Annotated in this window: 19 protein-coding genes and 5 tRNA genes; 11 read left to right on the top strand and 13 right to left on the bottom strand. The window is 59.9% G+C overall.

Going from position 1 to position 20,773, the window contains the following annotated elements; all coding sequences use genetic code 11:
• Window positions 1-31 precede the first annotated feature (31 nt).
• The 6 genes from tuf to GE027_RS08125 all read right to left on the bottom strand — a co-directional run bounded on the left by tuf (window position 32) and on the right by GE027_RS08125 (window position 2,759).
• Entirely contained in the window at window positions 32-1,228 is a 1,197-nt protein-coding gene (gene tuf / locus GE027_RS08150) for an elongation factor Tu (protein WP_153556694.1), read from the bottom strand.
• 142 nt (window positions 1,229-1,370) lie between these two features.
• A tRNA-Thr gene (locus GE027_RS08145) sits at window positions 1,371-1,443 on the bottom strand.
• Window positions 1,444-1,447: 4 nt separating this feature from the next.
• A tRNA-Gly gene (locus GE027_RS08140) sits at window positions 1,448-1,518 on the bottom strand.
• 108 nt (window positions 1,519-1,626) lie between these two features.
• Window positions 1,627-1,708, bottom strand: a tRNA-Tyr gene (locus tag GE027_RS08135).
• A gap of 151 nt (window positions 1,709-1,859) precedes the next feature.
• Window positions 1,860-1,932, bottom strand: a tRNA-Thr gene (locus GE027_RS08130).
• Between the two features lie 284 nt (window positions 1,933-2,216).
• Window positions 2,217-2,759 carry a hypothetical protein gene (locus GE027_RS08125; protein ID WP_153556693.1) on the bottom strand — a complete coding sequence of 181 codons (543 nt, stop codon included), beginning with the start codon at window positions 2,757-2,759 and terminating at the stop codon, window positions 2,217-2,219.
• Window positions 2,760-3,309: 550 nt separating this feature from the next.
• On the opposite strand from GE027_RS08125, the gene rpmB reads away from it, so the two are divergent.
• The 4 genes from rpmB to gatB all read left to right on the top strand — a co-directional run bounded on the left by rpmB (window position 3,310) and on the right by gatB (window position 7,236).
• The gene (gene rpmB, locus GE027_RS08120; protein ID WP_153556692.1) at window positions 3,310-3,588 is read left to right on the top strand and encodes a 50S ribosomal protein L28; all 279 of its coding nucleotides are present in this window, start codon (window positions 3,310-3,312) and stop codon (window positions 3,586-3,588) included.
• A 2-nt stretch (window positions 3,589-3,590) separates the two neighbouring features.
• A complete protein-coding gene (gene gatC / locus GE027_RS08115) occupies window positions 3,591-3,881 on the top strand; it encodes an Asp-tRNA(Asn)/Glu-tRNA(Gln) amidotransferase subunit GatC (RefSeq protein WP_153556691.1) in 291 nt (96 codons plus the stop codon).
• 368 nt (window positions 3,882-4,249) lie between these two features.
• Window positions 4,250-5,746 (top strand): Asp-tRNA(Asn)/Glu-tRNA(Gln) amidotransferase subunit GatA, encoded by a 1,497-nt coding sequence (gene gatA / locus GE027_RS08110; RefSeq protein ID WP_153556690.1) that lies wholly within the window; start codon window positions 4,250-4,252, stop codon window positions 5,744-5,746.
• Entirely contained in the window at window positions 5,743-7,236 is a 1,494-nt protein-coding gene (gatB, locus tag GE027_RS08105) for an Asp-tRNA(Asn)/Glu-tRNA(Gln) amidotransferase subunit GatB (RefSeq protein WP_153556689.1), read from the top strand. The genes gatA and gatB overlap by 4 nt, the downstream gene beginning before the upstream one ends.
• 808 nt (window positions 7,237-8,044) lie before the next feature.
• On the opposite strand, the gene GE027_RS08100 is transcribed toward gatB, so the two are convergent.
• A complete protein-coding gene (locus GE027_RS08100) occupies window positions 8,045-9,097 on the bottom strand; it encodes an aldose epimerase family protein (RefSeq protein ID WP_237607382.1) in 1,053 nt (350 codons plus the stop codon).
• Window positions 9,098-9,273: 176 nt separating this feature from the next.
• Here GE027_RS08100 and GE027_RS08095 point away from each other — a divergent pair, with 176 nt between their 5' ends.
• From GE027_RS08095 to GE027_RS08070, 6 genes are all read left to right on the top strand, one after another.
• Window positions 9,274-10,359 (top strand): tRNA dihydrouridine synthase, encoded by a 1,086-nt coding sequence (locus tag GE027_RS08095; RefSeq protein WP_237607395.1) that lies wholly within the window; start codon window positions 9,274-9,276, stop codon window positions 10,357-10,359.
• A gap of 436 nt (window positions 10,360-10,795) precedes the next feature.
• Window positions 10,796-11,329, top strand: a complete 534-nt coding sequence (locus GE027_RS08090) for a shikimate kinase (RefSeq protein ID WP_153556687.1) — start codon at window positions 10,796-10,798, stop codon at window positions 11,327-11,329.
• A gap of 514 nt (window positions 11,330-11,843) precedes the next feature.
• Window positions 11,844-11,916, top strand: a tRNA-Asn gene (locus tag GE027_RS08085).
• Between the two features lie 262 nt (window positions 11,917-12,178).
• Window positions 12,179-12,391 carry a hypothetical protein gene (locus tag GE027_RS08080; RefSeq protein ID WP_153556686.1) on the top strand — a complete coding sequence of 71 codons (213 nt, stop codon included), beginning with the start codon at window positions 12,179-12,181 and terminating at the stop codon, window positions 12,389-12,391.
• A 54-nt stretch (window positions 12,392-12,445) separates the two neighbouring features.
• Window positions 12,446-12,676: a hypothetical protein gene (locus GE027_RS08075; RefSeq protein WP_153556685.1), complete on the top strand. Its 231-nt coding sequence runs from the start codon at window positions 12,446-12,448 to the stop codon at window positions 12,674-12,676.
• Window positions 12,673-13,221: a hypothetical protein gene (locus GE027_RS08070; RefSeq protein WP_153556684.1), complete on the top strand. Its 549-nt coding sequence runs from the start codon at window positions 12,673-12,675 to the stop codon at window positions 13,219-13,221. The genes GE027_RS08075 and GE027_RS08070 overlap by 4 nt, the downstream gene beginning before the upstream one ends.
• Here GE027_RS08070 and GE027_RS08065 read toward each other — a convergent pair.
• The 6 genes from GE027_RS08065 to GE027_RS23330 form a co-directional block, all read right to left on the bottom strand.
• A complete protein-coding gene (locus GE027_RS08065) occupies window positions 13,218-13,838 on the bottom strand; it encodes a recombinase family protein (protein ID WP_237607381.1) in 621 nt (206 codons plus the stop codon). The genes GE027_RS08070 and GE027_RS08065 overlap by 4 nt on opposite strands.
• Window positions 13,826-14,494: a recombinase family protein gene (locus GE027_RS08060; protein ID WP_153556682.1), complete on the bottom strand. Its 669-nt coding sequence runs from the start codon at window positions 14,492-14,494 to the stop codon at window positions 13,826-13,828. The genes GE027_RS08065 and GE027_RS08060 overlap by 13 nt, the downstream gene beginning before the upstream one ends.
• Window positions 14,495-14,511: 17 nt before the next feature.
• The gene (locus tag GE027_RS08055; RefSeq protein WP_153556681.1) at window positions 14,512-15,060 is read right to left on the bottom strand and encodes a zeta toxin family protein; all 549 of its coding nucleotides are present in this window, start codon (window positions 15,058-15,060) and stop codon (window positions 14,512-14,514) included.
• Window positions 15,057-15,434: a TA system antitoxin ParD family protein gene (locus GE027_RS08050; RefSeq protein ID WP_153556680.1), complete on the bottom strand. Its 378-nt coding sequence runs from the start codon at window positions 15,432-15,434 to the stop codon at window positions 15,057-15,059. Before GE027_RS08050 ends, GE027_RS08055 begins: the two co-directional genes overlap by 4 nt.
• A gap of 533 nt (window positions 15,435-15,967) precedes the next feature.
• Entirely contained in the window at window positions 15,968-16,894 is a 927-nt protein-coding gene (locus tag GE027_RS08045; RefSeq protein WP_153556679.1) for a restriction endonuclease, read from the bottom strand.
• Between the two features lie 38 nt (window positions 16,895-16,932).
• Window positions 16,933-17,547, bottom strand: a complete 615-nt coding sequence (locus GE027_RS23330) for a helix-turn-helix domain-containing protein (RefSeq protein WP_237607380.1) — start codon at window positions 17,545-17,547, stop codon at window positions 16,933-16,935.
• 324 nt (window positions 17,548-17,871) lie between these two features.
• Between GE027_RS23330 and GE027_RS08035 the strand changes: the two genes are divergently transcribed.
• Window positions 17,872-20,772, top strand: a complete 2,901-nt coding sequence (locus GE027_RS08035; protein ID WP_237607394.1) for a DEAD/DEAH box helicase — start codon at window positions 17,872-17,874, stop codon at window positions 20,770-20,772.
• The last annotated feature ends 1 nt before the right edge of the window (window position 20,773 follow it).

Here is a 20,773-nt window from a genome sequence, read left to right as displayed (position 1 = left end):
GACAAAAGGCCTGACTTGTCAAAGCCGTCGATTACTCGACGATCTTCGAAACCACGCCCGAACCCACCGTGCGGCCGCCTTCGCGAATGGCGAAGCGGACACCGTCGTCCATAGCGATCGGCTTGTGCAATTCGACCGAAACCTTGACGTTGTCGCCAGGCATGCACATTTCGGCGTCGATCAAGTTGGCCGTGCCGGTCACGTCGGTCGTGCGGAAGTAGAACTGCGGGCGGTAACCGCTGAAGAAGGGCGTGTGGCGGCCACCTTCGTCTTTGCTCAAGCAGTAAACTTCGGCTTCGAACTTGGTGTGCGGGGTGATGCTGCCCGGCTTGGCCAGCACCTGGCCACGCTGGATGTCGTCACGCTTGACGCCACGCAGCAGGCAGCCGACGTTGTCGCCCGCTTTGCCGATGCCCAGTTCCTTGCGGAACATTTCCACACCCGTGCAGGTGGTCTTCACGGGCTCTTCGGCCAGACCCACGATGGCGACTTCTTCGCCAACTTTGATCACGCCACGCTCGATACGACCCGTGGCCACGGTTCCACGACCTTCGATCGAGAACACGTCCTCGATGGCCATCAGGAACGGCTTGTCTTCTTCCCGCTTGGGCTCGGGGATGTAGCTGTCCAGGGCGTCCATCAGCTCGCTGATGCACTTGCTGGCTTCGGGATCCGAAGGATTGTTGTAGGCCGGCAGAGCACTGCCGCGGACGACCGGCAGGTCGTCGCCGGGGAAGTCGTACTTGCTCAGCAGTTCGCGAGCTTCCAGTTCGACCAGTTCCAACAGCTCTTCGTCGTCGACCAGGTCGCACTTGTTCAGGAACACAACGATGTAGGGCACGCCGACCTGGCGAGCCAACAGGACGTGCTCTTTGGTCTGCGGCATCGGGCCGTCGGCGGCGCTGACCACCAGGATCGCACCGTCCATCTGGGCGGCACCGGTGATCATGTTCTTGATAAAGTCGGCGTGGCCGGGGCAGTCGATGTGAGCGTAGTGACGGGTGTCCGTCTCGTACTCGACGTGAGCCACGGCGATCGTCACGGTCTTGGTCTGGTCACGGACGGTACCGCCTTTGGCGATATCCGAATAATTCTTAGCTTCGGCAAGACCCTTGGCGGCTTGCACAGCCAGAATCGCTCCAGTGGTGGTCGTTTTACCATGGTCAATGTGACCGATCGTTCCCACGTTGACGTGTGGTTTGGTACGCTCGAAAGTTGCCTTAGCCATTGTTTTCACCTGCAACCATCTGACTGGCTTGCCGAACGGGAACGCCCCGCGACATCCGCACGTTCTCTCGCGCTGCTTTCACACCGCAACGTCAACCGAAAAAACCGCGGCCGCGCCAGTTAACACAAAAAACGGAAAAAAGAGCTGTTGATGGGACTTGAACCCATGACCTCATCCTTACCAAGGATGTGCTCTACCAACTGAGCTACAACAGCGAAAAGCGGGTGAAGGGAATCGAACCCTCGTATTCAGCTTGGAAGGCTGCTGCTCTACCATTGAGCTACACCCGCGTCGACCCGGCATCCTCACGCGTGAACCATCGCTGGCTCCCGCCGACCGGGCCACGGCACCGCTCGACACTTGCTCAAAAAAAACGAGCAGCTGCCAAGCAACAAAAATGGGGGGTATAGGATTCGAACCTATGTAGACAATGTCAGCGGATTTACAGTCCGCCCCCTTTAACCACTCGGGCAACCCCCCGCAAAACAGCCTCGCCGCCTCTCGTCAGACGAACAAGCAACGGCAAACCGCTTTGGGTTGTTTCGAATTGTGCCTGCTTGACCCCGTCTTTTGCAAGCCGGCCTAAGCCCGCCGAAGCAAAAAAACGTGGACACTCGACAGCCCTCGACAGAGCCAGCGGAGGGGTTCGAACCCACGACCTGCTGATTACAAATCAGCTGCTCTGCCAACTGAGCTACGCTGGCCAATCCCTCGCTTCACAACCGCGTGTTCGCCACGCCATGTGAGGCAAGAGAAGGGCAGAGTTTAGCGATCCCGCCGAATGCGGCAAGCCGGAATTTGCCGGTTCTGGCGTTTTCCTCGCAGAATACTGCGAATTTGCCGGCTCTCTCCAAATGCCTATCGCTCGCGAGGTAGTTTGCAACCTACCTCGCGAGCGATTTTCCACCGGCTCTCGGGCCCCCCCGATTACGCTGTCAAAATCTCAAACCTCAAAATCTCCAATCTCCAATCTCCAGTCTCAGATCTCTCAGCCGCCGATCGCTCGCACTGTGTTCTTGGGCACCATGTCCCCGAACAGTCGCTGCAGCAGCGTTGTTTCGTGTTTGCGGATCTGGATCCGGTCGCCCGGCCGGAGGGCGTAGTCGCTCTCGGGACGGACCTCTTTGCCTTCCATCTGCACGTCCATCCGCACGCCGTCCATCTGGGTTTTCGAGTCCCGGAAGACGCGGACCTGCATGCCGCCAAACAGCGACCCGACTTCGGTTTGGTCCAGCAGGTCGCTGACGTAAACCGTTTTGCCTTCGGGCGGCAGCGGCAGCACGCGGATCGGTTGGGCGTCGCCCTCGATCTGCAGCACGATCGAATTCTGTTTCTTGGCCTGTTTGATCCGCTGGAAAACCTCGGTCGATCCACCCGCCTGCAATTGTTCCAGGGACGCGTTGCCGGCCAGCGGCGAGCCTGTCGCGTCGCTCAGGGCACGCTTGCCCGGCGACTGGACGAGCGTGCACCCGGTGCTGGACGCCAGCAGGGCGAGGGCAAGCGGCAGGGTGTGGGCGAAGGGTCGCAGCATGGTTTCTATGACAACGGTTGAACGCAGTTGGCTCGGATTGGCAAACTGTGCCGGTCAGGCGAGCTATGAGGGTTATCGGGAGCCGCCCCCGGGAAGCTGAGCGAAAATGGAAATTAATTTCGGTCTTCTGCGAAAGAAGTTGGGCCGGCCCATGAGTTCGTTGGTAGCTGATCTCGCCAGAGCTTGGAGGAAGCGAGTGGCGAGAAGCGAGAAGCGAGATCTAATTGTGCTCGTGCTCGATTTGAGATTTGCTGACTCTAACGGACTCTATGGTTGGCGTGCGAAGTTCGGACGCAGCAGTCACGGCAGTGGCGACATGCGGTAGCCCAGACGCGAGCCTGAGGTGCCGCTGGCTATGGCGGGATTTCCGCGGTTGTACACGAGGTCGATCGCGGTATACTCTTGAGCTTCGAAAAATTCGAACCGATTTCGAACTGCTCGCCCAACCCAGCGTGCTCTCGCCCCCAACGGTGCGGCAGTGACGCTGTAAAGCCAATAAGAATCTATCTTCCACACCGTTTATTGTTTGTAAGAACGTCGGAGAACACTCATGGCCCGCCAATGCGAATCCTGCGGCAAGAAAGTCCAGATGGGCAATCGTGTCGAAACCCGCGGTAAAGCCAAGTACCTGGGTGGCGTCGGTACCAAGATCACGGGGATCACGCGACGAAAATTCGTCCCCAACCTGCAGAAGGTGCATGTGACCACACCCGGCGGCCAGAACAAAACGATGCGTGTTTGCACCTCGTGCATCCGCAGCGGAGCCGTCCGGAAGGCCGTCAAGGTCAAGCCCTTCGAGCTGGGTGATAAGAAGCCGGCGAAGAAGTAGCCATGGCGTTTTCCGACGACGACATCCGCAAACTGGCCTACCTGGCCCGGTTGGAATTGACCGACCAGGAGGTCCAGACGCTCGGTCCACAGCTCGAGCGAATCCTGGGTTTTGTGGAACAACTGGCCGAGCTCGATACCGAGGGTGTCGAGCCGATGACGACGGCGCTGGACGTCAATAACCGCTGGATCGCCGACGTCGTCCAGCCCGGGCTCTCGCGCGAGCAGGCGCTGGCCAACGCCCCCCTGGCCGACGACGAATGCTTCCTCGTCCCCCCCGTGCTGCCGTCCTAGCCGGGGCACCAGTGGCATAGGCTTCCAGCCTGTGAACAGTGGCATAGGCTTCCAGCCTGTGAACAGTGGCATAGGCTTCCAGCCTGTGAACAGTGGTATAGGCTTCCAGCCTGTGAGGAATAACCTGTCCCGCAGCCGAATTCGCCAGAATTTGGATCGTTGGAGTCTAGCCTTTAGGCGATTCACCCGAGTCCAGCCTCCAAGCTGATTCGTCCGAGTCCAGCCTCCAAGCGTTGTCACCCCAGGCCGCCCACAAAACTTGCCCCACAAAATCGGCTAAAGCCTAGACTCCAGCGTCTCTAACGCCCAAAGTCTGGCGACTTCGGCTACAGCGTCTGTTCCCCGTCGCTCTTTGATTTGATTACCTCATGACTATCCCGCTCGATTCGGCCGTTACGCTGCAATCCCTGCTCGCCAGCGGCGAACTCTCGGCCGTCGACGTGGCCCGCAGCGTCTTGGAGCGTGCCGCGGCGACCGAGTCCACCGTGGCGGCCTTCACCTATCGCCCTGATGAACGCTTGCTCGAGCAGGCCGAAGCGATCGACCGGCGGCGACGCGAGGGCCAGCCGCTGGGACCGTTGGCCGGGATCCCGGTCGCCGTCAAGGACGTGCTCTGCACCACCGACATGCCCACGACGTGCTCGTCGCGGATGCTGGAAAATTTCCGGTCGCCCTACGACGCCACGGTCGTCGCCCAGCTTCGCGCCGCCGACGCTCTGTTGGTCGGCAAGACGAACATGGACGAATTCGCGATGGGGGCCAGCACCGAGAACAGCGCCTTCGGTCTCACCCGCAATCCCTGGGCTTCGACCTGCACGCCCGGCGGCAGCAGTGGCGGTGCGGCCGCCGCGGTCGCCGCTTCGGTGGTCCCGCTCAGCGTCGGCAGCGACACCGGCGGCTCGATCCGCCAGCCCGCGGCGTTCTGCGGCGTCACCGGGTTGAAACCGACCTACGGCCGGGTCAGCCGCTACGGGTTGGTCGCCTTCGCCAGCAGCCTCGATCAGGTCGGACCGTTGGCCTGGGACGTGGCCGACAACGCCCTGCTGCTGTCTCACCTCGCCGGCTTCGACCCGCGAGATTCCACTTCGCTGGATGCTCCGGTGGAGGATTATCTGGCTGCGGTTTCGCCGGCCGCGACCGCGGATCTCAAAGGGCTGCGAATCGGACTCATCCGCGAACACGTCGATCACCAGCGACTGGCCGCTCCGGCTCGCCAGGCCGTGCTGGACGCCGTGGGCGTATTGACCGCGGCCGGTGCCGAGGTCGTCGACGTGCACTTCGACCAGACCAAGTACTGGGTGCCGACCTATTACATCATCGCCCCCTGTGAGGCCAGCAGTAACCTGTCTCGCTACGACGGGGCGCACTACGGCTTCCGGGCCCAGCCGGCCGCCGAAGCGGCCCAGCAACACGGACCGCTGACGGCCACCTACTGTCAGAGCCGCGATCAGGGCTTCGGGGCGGAGGTCAAACGCCGCATCATGCTGGGCACCTACTCGCTCAGCGAAGGCTACGCCGACCGCTACTACGCCAAAGCCCTGCAGGTGCGGCGGTTGATCCGCGACGATTACGACGCGGCCTTCGGCAAGGTCGACCTGCTGCTCGGCCCCGTCACCCCGGGCCCCGCTTTCCCGCTGGGCGAGAAGGTCGACGATCCGCTGGAGATGTACCTCTGCGACCAGTTCACCGTCGGCGCGAACCTGGCCGGGATCCCCGCCATCTCGCTGCCCGCCGGCCACGACGAGAACAATCTGCCCCTTGGCGTGCAACTGCAAGCTCCACCGCTGGGCGAAGCCGCCTTGCTGCGAGCCGGCACCGTGTTTCAAAACGCCACCGACCATCATCGACGGAGGCCGCAACTGTGAGCGACCGGCGTGACGCCGACGGACGTTATCCGTTCAAAACCGTGATCGGCCTGGAAGTCCACGCCCAGCTCCGCACGGCCAGCAAACTGTTTTGCCGCTGCAGCACCCAGTTCGGCTCCGCGCCCAACACCCAGGTCTGCCCGGTGTGTCTGGGCCTGCCCGGGGCCCTGCCGGTGATGAACGAACACGCCATCGAACTGGCCATCACCACCGGCCTGGCACTCAACTGCGACATCCCCTCGGTGACCAAGTGGGACCGCAAACAGTACTTCTATCCCGACCTGCCCAAGGGCTATCAGATCAGCCAGTTTGATATGCCGATCTGTGCCGAGGGCTACCTGGACATTCCCGATCCGGCCGATGAAGGCGAGACGCGGCGCATCGGACTGTTCCGCGCTCACCTGGAAGAAGACGCCGGCAAGAGCATGCACGACGAGGCGGCCGGTCGCGACCACTCTCGCATCGACCTGAACCGTTGTGGCACGCCGCTGCTGGAGATCGTCAGCAAGCCCGAGATGTTTTCGGCCGCCGAAGCTCGCAGCTATCTGACGGAATTAAAACTGCTGCTGACCCACCTGGGCGTTTCGGATTGCGAGATGCAGGAGGGCAGCCTCCGCGTCGACGCCAACGTGAACCTCCACATCGAGAAGGACGGCAAACGGATCGCCACGCCGATCGTGGAAGTCAAAAACATGAACAGCTTCCGGGCCGTCGAGCGAGCGATTCAGTACGAGGCGGAGCGGCAGTACCAGGAATGGGAAGACACCGGCAACACGATCGAAACCGTTTCCAAACGCACCTTCGGCTGGAACGACGCGACCGAAGAGACGTTCGTCCAGCGTGAGAAAGAGGAATCGGCCGACTACCGCTACTTCCCCGATCCCGACCTGGTGCCGGTGCACTTGCCCAAGGAACGCATCGAAGCGGCCCGCGAGGCGATGGGCGAACTGCCGGCGGCGACGCGCGAGCGTTTCCAGACCCAGTACGAGCTGAAGGCCTACGACGCCGACGTGATCGTCAATCAGGGCCCGGCCATGGTCACGTACTTCGAAACCGCGGCCACCGCGTCGAAGGACCCCAAGCGGACCAGCAGCTGGATCCAGCAGGACGTCATGCGGACGCTCAAAGAGCGGCAGGAGGAGATCGGCGCGTTTCCCGTTTCGGCCGAGACGCTCGGCCAGCTGCTGGGCGAAGTCCGCGCCGGGCGGCTGGACAACAACCGCGCTCGCGACGTCTTTCAACACCTGCTCACCCACGGCGGCTCGGTCGAGCAAGCCACGGCGGCGCTGGGCATCGAAGCGGTCGACGACAGCGAGCTGGACGCGCTGTGCGACGAGCTGTTGGCGGAGAACCCGCAAGTCGTCCAGCACGTGCAGGGCGGCAAACCGCAAGCGGTCGGAGCGTTGATCGGCAAAGCCAAGCAGAAGAACCCCAACATCAACCCCGGCCAGCTCCGAGAAACGCTGCTAGCCAAAATCGCCGCCATGTAGCCGAGCAAACGCATCCGAACTCGCCAGAGTTGGGACCGTAGTGGACGAGGCAACGAGTCCCGTTTTGGTCGATGGCTGTCAGTTGCTAGTTACCAATGAGCGGACAGCCGGAATCGCGAAGCGATGGCAGTCGATAGCCTCGGATGCAATCCGAGGTAGCCCGCCCACACGAACATTTACTCCCCTCTCCCCCGAACGCCTGGCGAGCCCAAGCGAGCCAGGCGTTCGGGGGTGAGCCAAGATCGCCGCCATGTAGCCGAGCAAACGCATCCGAACTCGCCAGAGTTGGGGCCGTAGTGGACGAGGCAACGAGTCCCGTTTTGGTTGATGGCTGTCAGTTGCTAGTTGCCAATGAGCGGACAGCCGGAATCGCGAAGCGATGGCAGTCGATAGCCTCGGATGCAATCCGAGGTAACCCGCCCACACGAACATTTTCTCCCCTCTCCCCCGAACGCCTGGCGAGCCCAAGCGAGCCAGGCTTTCGGGGGAGAGGGGTCGGGGGTGAGGGGGAATGATCGCGCGGCGCCGCCTGTCAGCACCCGCACCCGAACGCGTCAGCATCAAGGCGCCAGAGTCCAGGCTTCAGCCGCCCCGCGTCCAACAGGCAGTCTGCAATCGCCTAAAGGCTAGACTCCAGCGCCCCTTCCCAATAAACAATTTGCAATGTTCATTTTGCAATTTGCAATCAGCCGCGCCGCCTCCCCCCCAAAGTCTGGCGACTTCAGCTACCTCCCCAACAACCAACAACCATCAACCATCAACCATCAACCATCAACCAACAACCGACAACCAACAACCAACCCCCAACTCACTCCACCGAAAACCGGTGCACCGTCGTCTCTTCCAGCGTCGCGCCGGGTTTCAGCAGCGTGCTCGGGAACGACGGCTTGTTGGGCGCGTCCGGGTAGTGCTGAGTCTCCAAGCAAAACGCCTCGTGCGCACCGGCTCCGGCTGAGGACGCGTTGCCGGGCAGGTGGTTCGCCGTGTACAGCTGCATGCCGGGCTGAGTCGTTTCGATTTCCAGGACGCGGCCGCTGTCCGGATCCACAACGCGAGCGGCCGGCCGCAGCACCCCGGCGTGGCCGTTGACGACGTAGCAGTGGTCGTAGCCCTTGGTCGCCGGTAATTGATCCAGGCGAGCTCCCAGGGTTTCGCCTCGGCTAAAGTCCAGCGGCGTGCCGGCCACGTCGCTCAGCTTGCCCGTCGGGATCAGCGTCGCGTCGACGTCCAAAAAGTGGTCGGCGTGGATCGTCACCACGTGGTCCATGGCCGATCCGCTGCCGGCCCCGCCCAGGTTCCAGTAGCTGTGGTTGGTCAGGTTGATGTGGGTGGGCGCGTCGGTCGTCGCGGTGAACCGGATCGTCAGCTCGTTGGCGTCGTTCCAGGTGTACTCGGTCACCACAGTCACGGTGCCGGGGTAGCCCTCAAAGCCGTCGGGATCGACCAGGGTGAACCGCACGCCCGCCGCCCCCAGCTCGGACGATTCGGTCGACTCAAACGGTTCGGCTTGCCACATCCGGTGGTCGTAGCTGACGCTGCCGCCGTGCAGATGATTCGGGCCGTTATTCGTGACCAGCTCGTACGTCTTGCCGTCGATCTCAAAACGGCCCTTGGCGATGCGGTTGGCAAAGCGGCCGATGGTGCCGCCGAAGTGCGGGTGCGAGCCCAGGTAGCCGTCCAGGGAATCGAAGGCGAGATTGACGTTGGCCGTGTTGCCGTCGCGATCCGGCACGACCACTTCCAGCAGGGTCGCGCCCCAGTCGGTCAGGGCCACCGAGTGGCCGTGGGCGTTGGTCAGCCGAAAACGAGTGACCGGTTCGCCCTCGTTGGTTTTTCCCCAAGCTTCCGATTCCAATTTCACGCCAGATTCCTTCGCATCAGCGGTCGCGGCCAGCAGCAACCCGATGGCCAACCAAGTTCGCAGTATGTACATGTCCACAAGACCCACGTTATGTTCAACAAAGCATGTGAAGAATTTACCGCCTCGCAAAGCCCCCGGCCATGAATGCGCCCCCGGACACAAACTCGCCCCCGGACATGAACGCTTTCCCGTCTGCTCCGCAGCTCCCAACGCTCCAGCCGCTTCGCATCGGCAACGTGCCCATCGATTTCCCGATCGTCCAGGCCGCCCTGTCGGGCTACAGCGATCTGCCGATGCGGCTGCTCGCCCGTCGCCACGGCGCGGGCTACGCGATCTGTGAAGTCATGCTGGACCAGTTTCTGCTGGCGGTCAAGAAACGGCAGAAAACCAAGCACTTTTTGACGATTCATCCCGACGAGGCTCCTGTGGGCGGCCAGCTGATGGGAGCGGAACCGGAGCAGTTTGCGGCCGGGGCGCTGCGATTGGTCGAAGCCGGATTCGACGTGATCGATATCAATTTCGGCTGTCCGGTGAAGAAGGTTTTGGGGCGCTGCCGGGGCGGATTTCATCTCTCCCAGCCGGCCGTGGCGATCGAGATCATTCGCCGCACCCGTGACATGGTACCCGATCACATCCCGGTGACCGTGAAAATGCGCCGCGGCATCGACGATACCCAGCAGTCGCGAGACCAATTTTTCGAGATCCTCGACGGCGGGTTCGACGCGGGCATCGCCGCGGTGACGGTACACGGCCGGACCGTGGAGCAGCGGTACATCGGGCCGAGCCGCTGGGAGTTTCTGCGGGAAGTCAAACAGCACATCGGCCCGGACCGCGTCGTGCTCGGCAGCGGCGACCTGTTTCGCGCCGAGGACTGTTTGCGGATGATCGCCGAGACGGGGATCGACGGCGTCACGGTGGCTCGCGGCGCGATCGGCAACCCCTGGATTTTCGCTCAGGCCCGAGCCCTCGCCGAGGGCCGACCCCTGCCGCCCCCGCCCACGCTGCACCAGCAAGCCGACGTGATGCGGCAGCACTTCGATCTGTGCGAGCAGACCTACGGCGAGGACCGAGCTCCGTTATTGATGCGAAAGTTCTGCATCAAGTACACGGCCAGCCACCCGCGGATGGACGAGGTCCGCAGTTCCTTTACGCGGATGCGATCGCGAGAAGCGTTCGACGCCGCGCTTGCCCAGCACTACACCGAAGACGCCCCCGGCCAGTACCCACCCCGCGAAGTCCACCGCACCCAAAGCGAAGGCTAAGCACGTCGCAACATTTCATTCGGCTTTACTCTCCCTCTGGGGGAGTCGGGCTCTTAGGCCCGGAGAGGGTTTTCGTAGGGCCCTTCCCGGGCCTAAGAGCCCGACCCTCCCGCTGCGCGGGAGGGTGTTGTCGCGGGGTTTCACCGAAAAATTCATGCCGACGTGCTTAAGTCGAGCAAATGAGCCGTTTGGGCGATAGCCCCGGTTCCCCCAGCCAACTCCCAACGTCCAACTCCCTACACTTTACTCCCCTCTCCCCCGAAGCCTGGCGAGCCCAAGCGAGTCAGGCTTCGGGGGAGAGGGGGCGGGGGTGAGGGGGAAACACAGCCGCGCTAGAGCCTTTCGGTCCAGCTCAGCGATACTCACCGAAACGACGGCTCAGTTCCCAACCAACAACCAACAACCAACAACCAATAACCAACAACCAACAACCAAAATGCACCTCTACCTCACCGGATACCGCGGCAGCGGCAAGACCAGCGTCGCCCGAACCTTGGCCAGCGAGCTGGGCGTGGACGCGATCGACCTGGACGCGGTCATCGAGCGAGAGGCGGGGCGGACGATTCCGGAGCTATTTGCCGACGAAGGCGAGTCGGGCTTCCGCGACCGCGAGAGCGAGGCGCTTGCGCGAGTGGCCGAGCGACGGGAAGCGGCGGTGGTGGCATTGGGCGGCGGAGCGATCTTGAGGGAGGAGAACCGGCAGGTGATCCGCCGCAGCGGCCGCTGCGTGTGGCTGGTAGCTCGGCCCGAGACGCTAGCCGCAAGAATCGCCGCCGACGAGCAAGACGGACCGCAGCGGCCGAGCCTCACCACCCCAGGCGGCGACCCAGCCGAAGAGGTCGCGAGGGTCCTCGAGCAGCGTCAGCCGCTGTACGCCGCGGCGGCCGAGCACCGAGTCGAAGTCGACGACCAAAGCATCGACGAGATCGCCGAGCAAATCCTCACCTGGCTCGACCAACAACTCACCTAACCTCCCCCCCCCCTGAGCCGCAGACGCTAGCCTCGGGCCTTCCCCACCGAACCGCCGCCTCTCCACCCCGCGAGGCATTGAAACCAATTCAGCACAATCCCCCACACCGAAAAATCCGGCCTCTCAAGACCGCGTAGACCCCCCGAGCCGTTTAGGCGATAGCCTCGGTTCTCCCCCCCCATCAACCAACAACCATCAACCAACAACCATCAACCAACAACCAACAACCAACAACCAACAACCAACACTCCCCCAACCATCGCCACCCCACCAACCCGCGCTCCAACACCCATCGCACGGCGCCCCCCGCCGCCGCCAAAATCTCCACGGGCGGTTGGCAATTCTCGGGAAAGAAGTAGAGTAGAGCAGTATCACGAGGCAGCGGTCGATTTCCGCGAGCGAGAAAGCGCGTTCCGCCTGAAAAAAGGCCGGCGAGGCGATCTTGCGAGCGATGCGTGGATCGATTAAATTCCCACGCAATCGAAGCCAAGCTTCGGCGAAAGCCAAACCACGATCCCCTGTAGCTCAGTTGGTAGAGCAGGCGGCTGTTAACCGCCTTGTCGCAGGTTCGAGTCCTGCCGGGGGAGCTTTTTGAAAACGCGGAATTGATCCGCCACACCAGTTAACACCAAAAGCCGAGAACACCCGTTCTCGGCTTTTCGCGTTTTGACGCAGGATTTCGCCGGGTTTGTGATGTGTGCGAGATTCTGAGAGCGCTCTCAGAATTCCAGTTCAGCGTTTCATCCGGTGTGCGAAACCAACCATACTGAAAAAAGTTCTCGCGCTCTCTGTTTTGGACGCCCGATCGGGTTAACAACCCGGTTGCTTTCGGTGCCCGAGGAAACCCTTATGGAAAAGATCATTCGATCCTTCGACACGCACGAGGAAGCCGATCGCGCGAGTCGAGAAGATGACGCAAAGCTGACGACAAGCCAGCGTCTCGCCCACTTCCTGCAGATGATGGCACCGGCCTATGAGTCGACCGCAAGACTTCAGAGAGTTTATCGAACTCGCAATCTCGATGAACCTGAGGTTCGTGATCCTTGGCGGCTGGGCGGATGATCTTAGACGGCCCGCGACAGCGACTTCTTGTTTCAGCCATCGAGCGCCCGAACCATGAGCAGCCTCCAAGATATTGATCAACTCCAACTGGAAGCCTATCGCCAAATGACTGGCGAGGAACGCTTGCGGATAGGACTTGGTCTTTATGAAGCCTCGTTGGCAATCGCTCGGGAAGGCATCCGAAACCGCTTTCCAGACGCGGATGACGCGTTCGTTGAGGAAAAACTGCGGGCACGCATTCGCGCGGGTTATGAGATCGAGTCCGCTAGAAAGGGCGTTTCGTGACAGAGGAGGAATTGCTGGTTGATTGCCTGCGCCGTCTCGAAACGGCAGGGATCGACTATATGTTGGTCGGTTCCATGGCCGGTAACTACTGGGGAGTTCCTCGCTCTACCCACGACATCGACTTCGTCATCGAGTATGGCGCGGCGGAAGTAGAGGCGATCCTCGCGGCCTTCCAAGACGACTTCTTCATCCAAGAAATCAGTGTGAAATCGGCCCTGCGTCCGCCACACCAGTTCAACGCGCTTGATAATCGCTCGGCGTTGAAGGTCGACTTCTTCCGAGTTGCCGGCGACGAATACGAGTTCACGCGTTTTGCTCGTCGTCAGCGCATCACGTTACTCGGTCAGCCAGCGTGGATCGCGGCACCGGAAGACGTTTTGTTGCACAAGCTGCGATGGCACAAGATCAGTCCGAGTGACAAGCAACTGAAGGACGCCCGTGGGATCTTTCTTGTTTCGGGTGAAGAACTCGATCGAGACTACCTCAAACATTGGGCTGCACAGATCGAAGTGGCCGATCTCCTTCGTTCAATTCTCGAAGGCTAACTATCACGCATCAAAGCCGCCCTCCAATCATCCAGCAGGACGATGCTGATCGTCCCAGCCGCGTGGCTGTAAACGACGCGATGAATGACGTCGCGTAACTGCGTCGACTGTTCGAGTTCGTCCAGTCCATTCCAGTGCTTCCGCAGTTCCATCGGAATCACCGACCGCGTATCATCGACGTCGGACAGCACGTCGCACACGAATTGCTCCAGCTCGTAAGCCCCCACGTTCACGCCCGAACACGGCTTCCTGCCGCCCGCGGTGGAACGGCAGCGATAGTAGATGTAGCGAACCGGACCGCGCTGCGAAACGCTCGTGCTCATCGGCCGGTCGCACTGCCCGCAGATCAACAGCCCTCGCAAATGCACGCCGAAGGAGTCGAACTGCCGTTTGCCGGAGCGCGGCTGCGGTTCTCGCGTGCGGCGTCCGGCCAGTTGTCGCTGCACCGCCTCAAACACATCACGCGATACGACCGCTTCGTGCTCGCCGGGCAGTGTCGATTTACCGTGACGAACCAGACCTGCGTAGGTGGGGTTTTTCAGCAGCGCCGCGATTCGCCTGGCCGTCCATCTGCCCGTGTTTCCATCTTGATCTTTACAGCCGTTCAGATCTGCCACGTTAGCCAGATCGCTGGGACGCCCACCCTCGGCGGCCAACTTGAAGAGTCGCGGACAAGCGGTTGCTGATCGGGATCGGGTAGCAGACGCTTCGTTCTCGGATTGGCATGATACCCGAACGGAACACGACCGGCGACCCGCTTCCCCTTCCGCTTCAACGCCGCCCGCGCATCGGCCATCCGTTCCCGAGTCAGTTCCTGCTGAAACTCGCTTGCTGCTGCAATGATGTTGATCGTCAACCGGCTTGCCGCCGAAGTGCGGCTGTAGCTGGGATCGGTGATGACAACGAGTTCAACGCTGTGCGTGTCGAACAATTCCAGCAACGTTTGCAGATCGGCCAAACGACGGGTCAGCCGATCGATACTGTAGATTACCAATCGATCGACTTCCTCGTTTCGAATCGCCGAGATCAGTTCCCGCAATGCCGGCCGGTCCAGCGTTTCACTGGACTGGCCTTCGTCGCGAAAGATGCGGGTGACGACCCACCGTCGCTCGCCAGCCATCTCGCGGCAGATACCGAGCTGCGCCTCGCAGGAAGTGAAACTCCCAGCCCGACTGCGCGATTGCCGCGCATAGATCACCGTCCGCCGATCGGTTTCCCAGTTCGGCGATTCCTTCTCGGGGCCGGTGGTTTCATCGGAAGCTTCGGACTGCATCGAAGACTTGACTGTCTTTAGGAGTCCACTCGAACGCCATGATCATAAGCCGCGACCAGGCGATACGGATGCGACAGATCTTCGTTGTTGTACACGAGCACGTGCGGAAGTCGCTCGATGGCCCGCTGTAGATTAGCCCGAGTGCGATCGAACCGCCCCCGCAGTTTCTCGTCCGGCACGTCGTGGCCTCCCTGGCTGACTCGCATCGAGACACGGCGGATCGATTCCTCGACCGAATCGAGCTCGATGAAAATCAGCGCTACCGTGTAGCCCAGCGAAGCATACGCAACGAGCTGATCGACTTTTTCGCCAACCGGGTCGGACAGCACGGTTTCGAAGACAAAGCTCTCGCGTTGGTTGACCAATACCGTCCGCATTGCGGCCGCGACCTCAGCCGCCTCGTACGACGAAATCTCCAAGGCAGCTGCGATCACGTCGGCATTGATAAACCGCAATCCGCAGTCGGCGAGGAAGGCTTCGTAAAAGGTCGATTTACCGGCACCGTTCGAGCCGGCGATCGCGATCACGATCGGACGTTGGTCCAGGAAAGCGAACCAGCGACTCAACGCTCCGCCTCGACGGGAACAAACTCGCGATCCACGAAGCGGCCGGTGATCTCCGATCCGTCGGCATCGATTCGGCAGACAAGATCGGGGCGGCCGGGAACTGGTTTGTAATGCGGATAGGGCCGCTGCGCCAAATGGTCGGCGACTCGCCGGCGTCCGGCCGCCGAGTTGACGTCCGCAACGATTTCCGAAAGCGGTTGCTGCTTACCGGAAGCCTGCAGCGCGAGCGCGCGATCGCCCCGCAGCAGCGGTTCAATCGACTTGCCCAGGGTGGCCCAGAATTCGATTTGTCCGGCCAGGCTACGCTGAGAGTACGGCACCACGGCTCGTGCGTCGTCGACCAACTGATCGGAAAGTTTGACAGGTTGTCCCATAAAATCACCTCAACACCCCAGGGTAGCATTTTGCTACTCCAGGGTCCAGTTCCAGACAGTCCCATCGGAGATTTGGTTAACAACCCGGTTGCGATCGCCCCTCCCTCCGATTGCCCCGAGTGAACGTCGCCAAGTAAAATCCAAGGGATCCCTCGCGACCGCTGATGCTCCACAAGGGAGCAGGAAAGCCCATTGAGCCACGCTGGTTAACAGTCCGGTCGCGAATGAGCCAGCTCGAATTTGAGCTTTTTCAATACGCGGAATTGATCCGCCGCACCAGTTAACACCAAAAGCCGAGAACACCCGTTCTCGGCTTTTCGCGTTTTCACGCCGGATTTCACTGGGTTTCGCTGCTCGCGAAATTCCGAGAGCGCTCTCACCTTCGCAGTTCAGCGACCCCCGCACCCTACGAAACCAATCGGCTTTGCCGAGGACTCTCGCGCTCTCTGGTTCTGAAGGCCGATCTGGTTAACAACCCGGTTGGTTTCGGGGTGCGAAACCAACTCAGCGATGCCCGTCGCGAGCTGGCCATTTCATTGATCGAGTCCCTCCTCGAAGAAGTCGCCAGAGACCTCTTTCAATCGATACACAGTCTTCGTCGTGACGCCGACGTCGTGCTCGATCATGAACTCGGCTAGTCGTTTTCCATCGATGAGAACCACTCGTTTCCCTTCGATCCGATCGACAAACGTTTTCGCGTCATCAGAGAATCGGCCAGTGGTTAAGATGACGCCCTTCTTTGCTCGAATCAGATCCATGCTGCCGACAAAGGCCTGAACCACTGGACGCCCTACGGTCCCTTGCCAACGCTTCGCCTGAAGACACACCACATCCAAGCCAAGCTTGTCCTCGCGAATCACTCCATCGATGCCGCCGTCGCGAGCGTAGCTTGTCACTTCGCCGCTATCGACACCGCCACCATATCCCATGGCCTGCAACAGACGCACGACGACCTGCTCAAAGAACGCGGGCGACACTTCACTCAATCGCTCAAGTAATTCGTCCGACACCGCTGCCTTCCACTCGGCGTAAGCCGATTCAAGCTGTTCGAGTGGAGTCGCATCTTCTTCTTCAATTTCCTCGGCGGTCTTCGTTTTCGCGGCATCACTTGCGGCAGACCCGGCAATAAATTCAGGGTAGCCATCAAATTGCTTTAGAAACTTCATGTTCACCGCGGCCGGCTGCTTCTCCAGCACTTCCCGTCCGCAAGATGACAGTCGAACGCGTCCACGCGAAGGGTTGTCGACTAGGCCGGCTTTCTTCATGTGGGTCTTCGCCCAGGCCACACGATTACTGAAGACGGTTTGCTGGCCACTCGGAAGAACTTCAGCCAAATCACTCTCCGACATCCCGAACCGATCGGCCAGGAGTGAAACCATCTCCTTCATGGACCGTTCCTGCCCATCGGAGAGGACTTCCAGAAACGGAAGCATGATCGACTGGAAATCTGGGATCGGCATCGAATCACTTGGCAGGTAAAAGACTGGCGGGGGAGCAGCTACTTGTTACTGACGAGCGACTTTTCTAGAGCTTTCAGTGAGCGTCGATCCATCTGCGCGAGTCGTCGGAAGAGTTCAGGGTTTTGGCGAATACGGCTTCGGATCGAAGCCGGTACCTTGTCGGCCAACAGCAGCAGCTCGTCTTCGTCAGCCTTCAATTCATCTGCCAACTTATGGATGAATTTCTCCGACGGGTAATCACCGAAGTGCAGCTTTCCGTTCTCGACCTTGCTGATGTACGAAACACTTACGCTCATCCGGTCGGCCACGGTTTGTTGGGTCAGCCCTTGCTGAACACGTAGCTCTCGCACTCGTTCGCCAAACTGCATGGGTTCGCTCCCCACGTGGAAAACGCACCCCCTGATTGTGCGGCGCGTTGCAGCAGCGTAAGCTACTTGCACTTTTGGGTCAACATGCAGCGACACAACTGCCGCTGTGCTGCCAAAAGAGATGCATCGTGAACGCGGCAATAACTGCTCGGTAGAAAAAGACGGAATCCCATGGAGTTGATCGATAACATCAACACGCTTTTCGGTGACGAACTGCGTCGGGCAATCCGTCCGGGGGCAAGGCTCAAGATTGCCGCGTCGTGCTTTTCGATTTACGCGTTCCAAGCTCTGCGTTCGGAATTGGAACAGCTCGAGTCGCTTCAATTCATTTTTACCTCGCCGACCTTTGTACCACACGAGGTGACCGACAGCGGAAAGAAGGTTGCTCGCGAGTACTTCATTCCAAAGGCCGAACGCGAACGTAGTCTCTACGGAACTGAGTTTGAGATTCAGCTAAAAAACAAGCTGACACAGCGGGCGATCGCCAAAGAGTGTGCCGAGTGGATGCGACGCAAAGCTCGATTCCGATCAAATCGCACGAAAGCGCCTATGCAGCAATTTGCTTGCGTATCGCCGGCGAGCGGAGATCAACAGGGAGCGACCGTGTATATGCCGTTGCATGGATTTACGGCAGTGGATCTGGGTTACCAGAAAGGCGACGCCATTTCCAACTTCGTCCACAAATCCAGCGACGCGCCGATCACGCAAAACTACCTAATGCTGTTCGACCAGATCTGGGACGACGAAGACCGCATCGACGAGGTTACCGACAACCTGTGCGACCACATCGCTTCGATCTACCAGGAGAACGCTCCAGAACGCATCTACTTCCAGATGCTGTACAACATTTTCAACGAGTTTCTCGAAGACGTTTCTGGCGACACGCTGCCGAACGACATGACGGGTTACCTCGACACGTTGGTTTGGAACAAGTTGTTCAACTTCCAACGAGACGCGGCGACCGGAATCATCAACAAGCTCGAAACGTTCAACGGTTGCATCCTCGCCGACAGCGTGGGCCTTGGTAAGACTTTCACCGCCTTGGCCGTCATCAAGTACTACGAGCTTCGCAACCGCAGCGTGCTCGTCCTCTGTCCGAAGAAGCTGGCAGACAACTGGCTGACATTCAATCGAAACCTCAAAACGAACCTCTTCGCCAAGGATCGCTTCAACTACGACGTCTTGTGCCATACCGATCTTCAGCGAACGCGTGGCGAATCTTTCGGGACTCGCCTCGACCAAATCAATTGGGGCAACTACGACCTGGTTGTGATCGACGAGTCTCACAACTTTCGCAATGCGGACGCCTACGCAGAAAAGGAAACTCGCTACGATCGGCTGATGAACGCCGTGATTCGAGCCGGCGTGCAAACCAAAGTGCTGATGTTGTCAGCGACACCGGTGAACAATCGGTTCAACGATCTGAAAAACCAGCTGGCCCTCGCCTACGAAGGCGACCAAGAAGCGATCAATCGCAAACTCGACACAGCTCACGACGTTAGCGAAATCTTCCGCCGCGCCCAGGCAGCGTTCAATGCGTGGACGAAACTGCCGGCGAATGAGCGGACAAGCGAAGCAATTTTGAAGAGCCTCGACTTTGATTTCTTCAAGCTGCTGGACAGTGTCACCATCGCCCGCTCGCGGAAGCACATCCAAACGTTCTACGACACGGCAGAAGTCGGAACCTTCCCGCGGCGACTTCCGCCGAAATCGTTCCGTTGCCCGCTCACAGCTCGAGCCGATGTTCCTTCGCTGAACGAGATCTACAATTCGCTGGCGTCGCTGTCGCTGGCGGTCTACGCTCCGGTTGCTTACATCCACCCAAGCAGGCTGCCTTTCTACGCCGAGCAATACGACACCAAATTCGAAAGCGGCAATCGCTTTCGGCAGCTGGACCGCGAACGCAGCTTGCAAAACTTGATGACGGTCAATCTGCTCAAGCGTCTGGAAAGCAGTATCGAGGCGTTTCGCATCACGCTCTCCAAACTTCAGGCGAACCACCACTCGTTGCTTGAGAAGATCGACGAATTCCAACGGACTGGTATCAGTATCAAGGTCGCTGATGCCGGTGCTTCGTACGGAGACTGGGATGAGGACGACGTGCTGGATCCTGATGCCGTCACCACCGGGAAAGTTCAGATTCGGCTGGAGGACATGGATCTTCCCTCGTGGCGAGCCGATCTCGAGCGCGATCTGAAGGTTATCGGAGCCTTGCTAGTCGAGATGAACAAGGTCACGCCACGGGACGATTCCAAACTGCAACACTTGCTCGGCTATTTGAAAGACAAATTCCAGTCGCCGTTCAATGCCGAGAATCGCAAAGTTCTCATTTTCACAGCCTTTGCCGATACCGCTGAGTACCTGTACGAACACGTCGCTCCGGCCGTCGCCGCACTGGCGGATGAGCAGGCCGGAACCGTCGACCATCACGGCGGACACACCGCGTCGGTCTCGGGCACGTTTCCGCCACACAGTACGATCGTCGATAACAACGGCCGCCCAAAAAGGTACGACTTTCAATCGCTGCTCACGCTCTTTTCTCCACGATCCAAGGAGAAAGCGATCGTCTTGCCGGAAGAACCCGCCGAGATCGATGTGTTGATCGGCACCGACTGTATTTCGGAAGGACAGAACCTGCAGGACTGTGATTGTGTGGTCAATTACGACATCCATTGGAATCCGGTGCGGATCGTTCAGCGGTTTGGTCGTGTCGACCGCATCGGCTCGCCCAACCAATCGATTCAGTTGGTAAATTACTGGCCCGACATCACGCTGGATGACTACATCAACCTGAAAGAACGAGTCGAAAACCGCATGGTCATCGCCGACATGACCGCGACTGGTGACGACAACGTCCTGCTCCACGATTCAGCAGCAAACAATGAGATCGCCTACCGCAAAGAGCAACTGCGGCGGCTGCAGGAAGAAGTCATCGAAATGGAAGATGTCAAAACCGGAGTCTCGATCACGGACCTCGGTTTGAATGACTTCCGGATGGACTTGTTGGCGTACGTCAAGCAAACGGGCGATCTGGCCAACGTCCCGAACGGCATGCACAGCGTTGTACCTGCGGATCCAAAACTGGGACTACAGCCGGGAGTGATCTTTACGCTCCGGAACCGGTCGCCGGACGTGAATATCAACGGAAACAACCGCCTGCATCCTTACTATCTGGTCTACGTGGCAAGCGACGGTGCCGTCGTGATTGACCACACCGAAGTCAAGCGGCTGCTCGACCTCGCGAGGGCAGCTTGCAAAGGACGCCGTGAACATGTGGAGGAGGTCTGCTGGGCCTTCAACAACGCCACAGTCGATGGGCGCAACATGAAGTTTTACAGCGATCTATTGGACGTGGCGATCAACAGCATCATCGATCGCAAACAGCAATCCGATGTCGATAGCCTCTTCAGCGGAGGACCGACCACGGCCCTCGTTGGCGACATCAAAGGGTTAGACGACTTTGAGCTGATCACCTTCTTGGTCATCTTCGATCCGAAAGGAGATGCCTGAC

This window comes from Roseimaritima sediminicola (assembly GCF_009618275.1).
Lineage (GTDB): Bacteria > Planctomycetota > Planctomycetia > Pirellulales > Pirellulaceae > Roseimaritima > Roseimaritima sediminicola.
The sequence above is the reverse complement of the archived record's forward strand: the minus strand, read 5'-3'. Positions and strand labels throughout refer to the sequence as shown.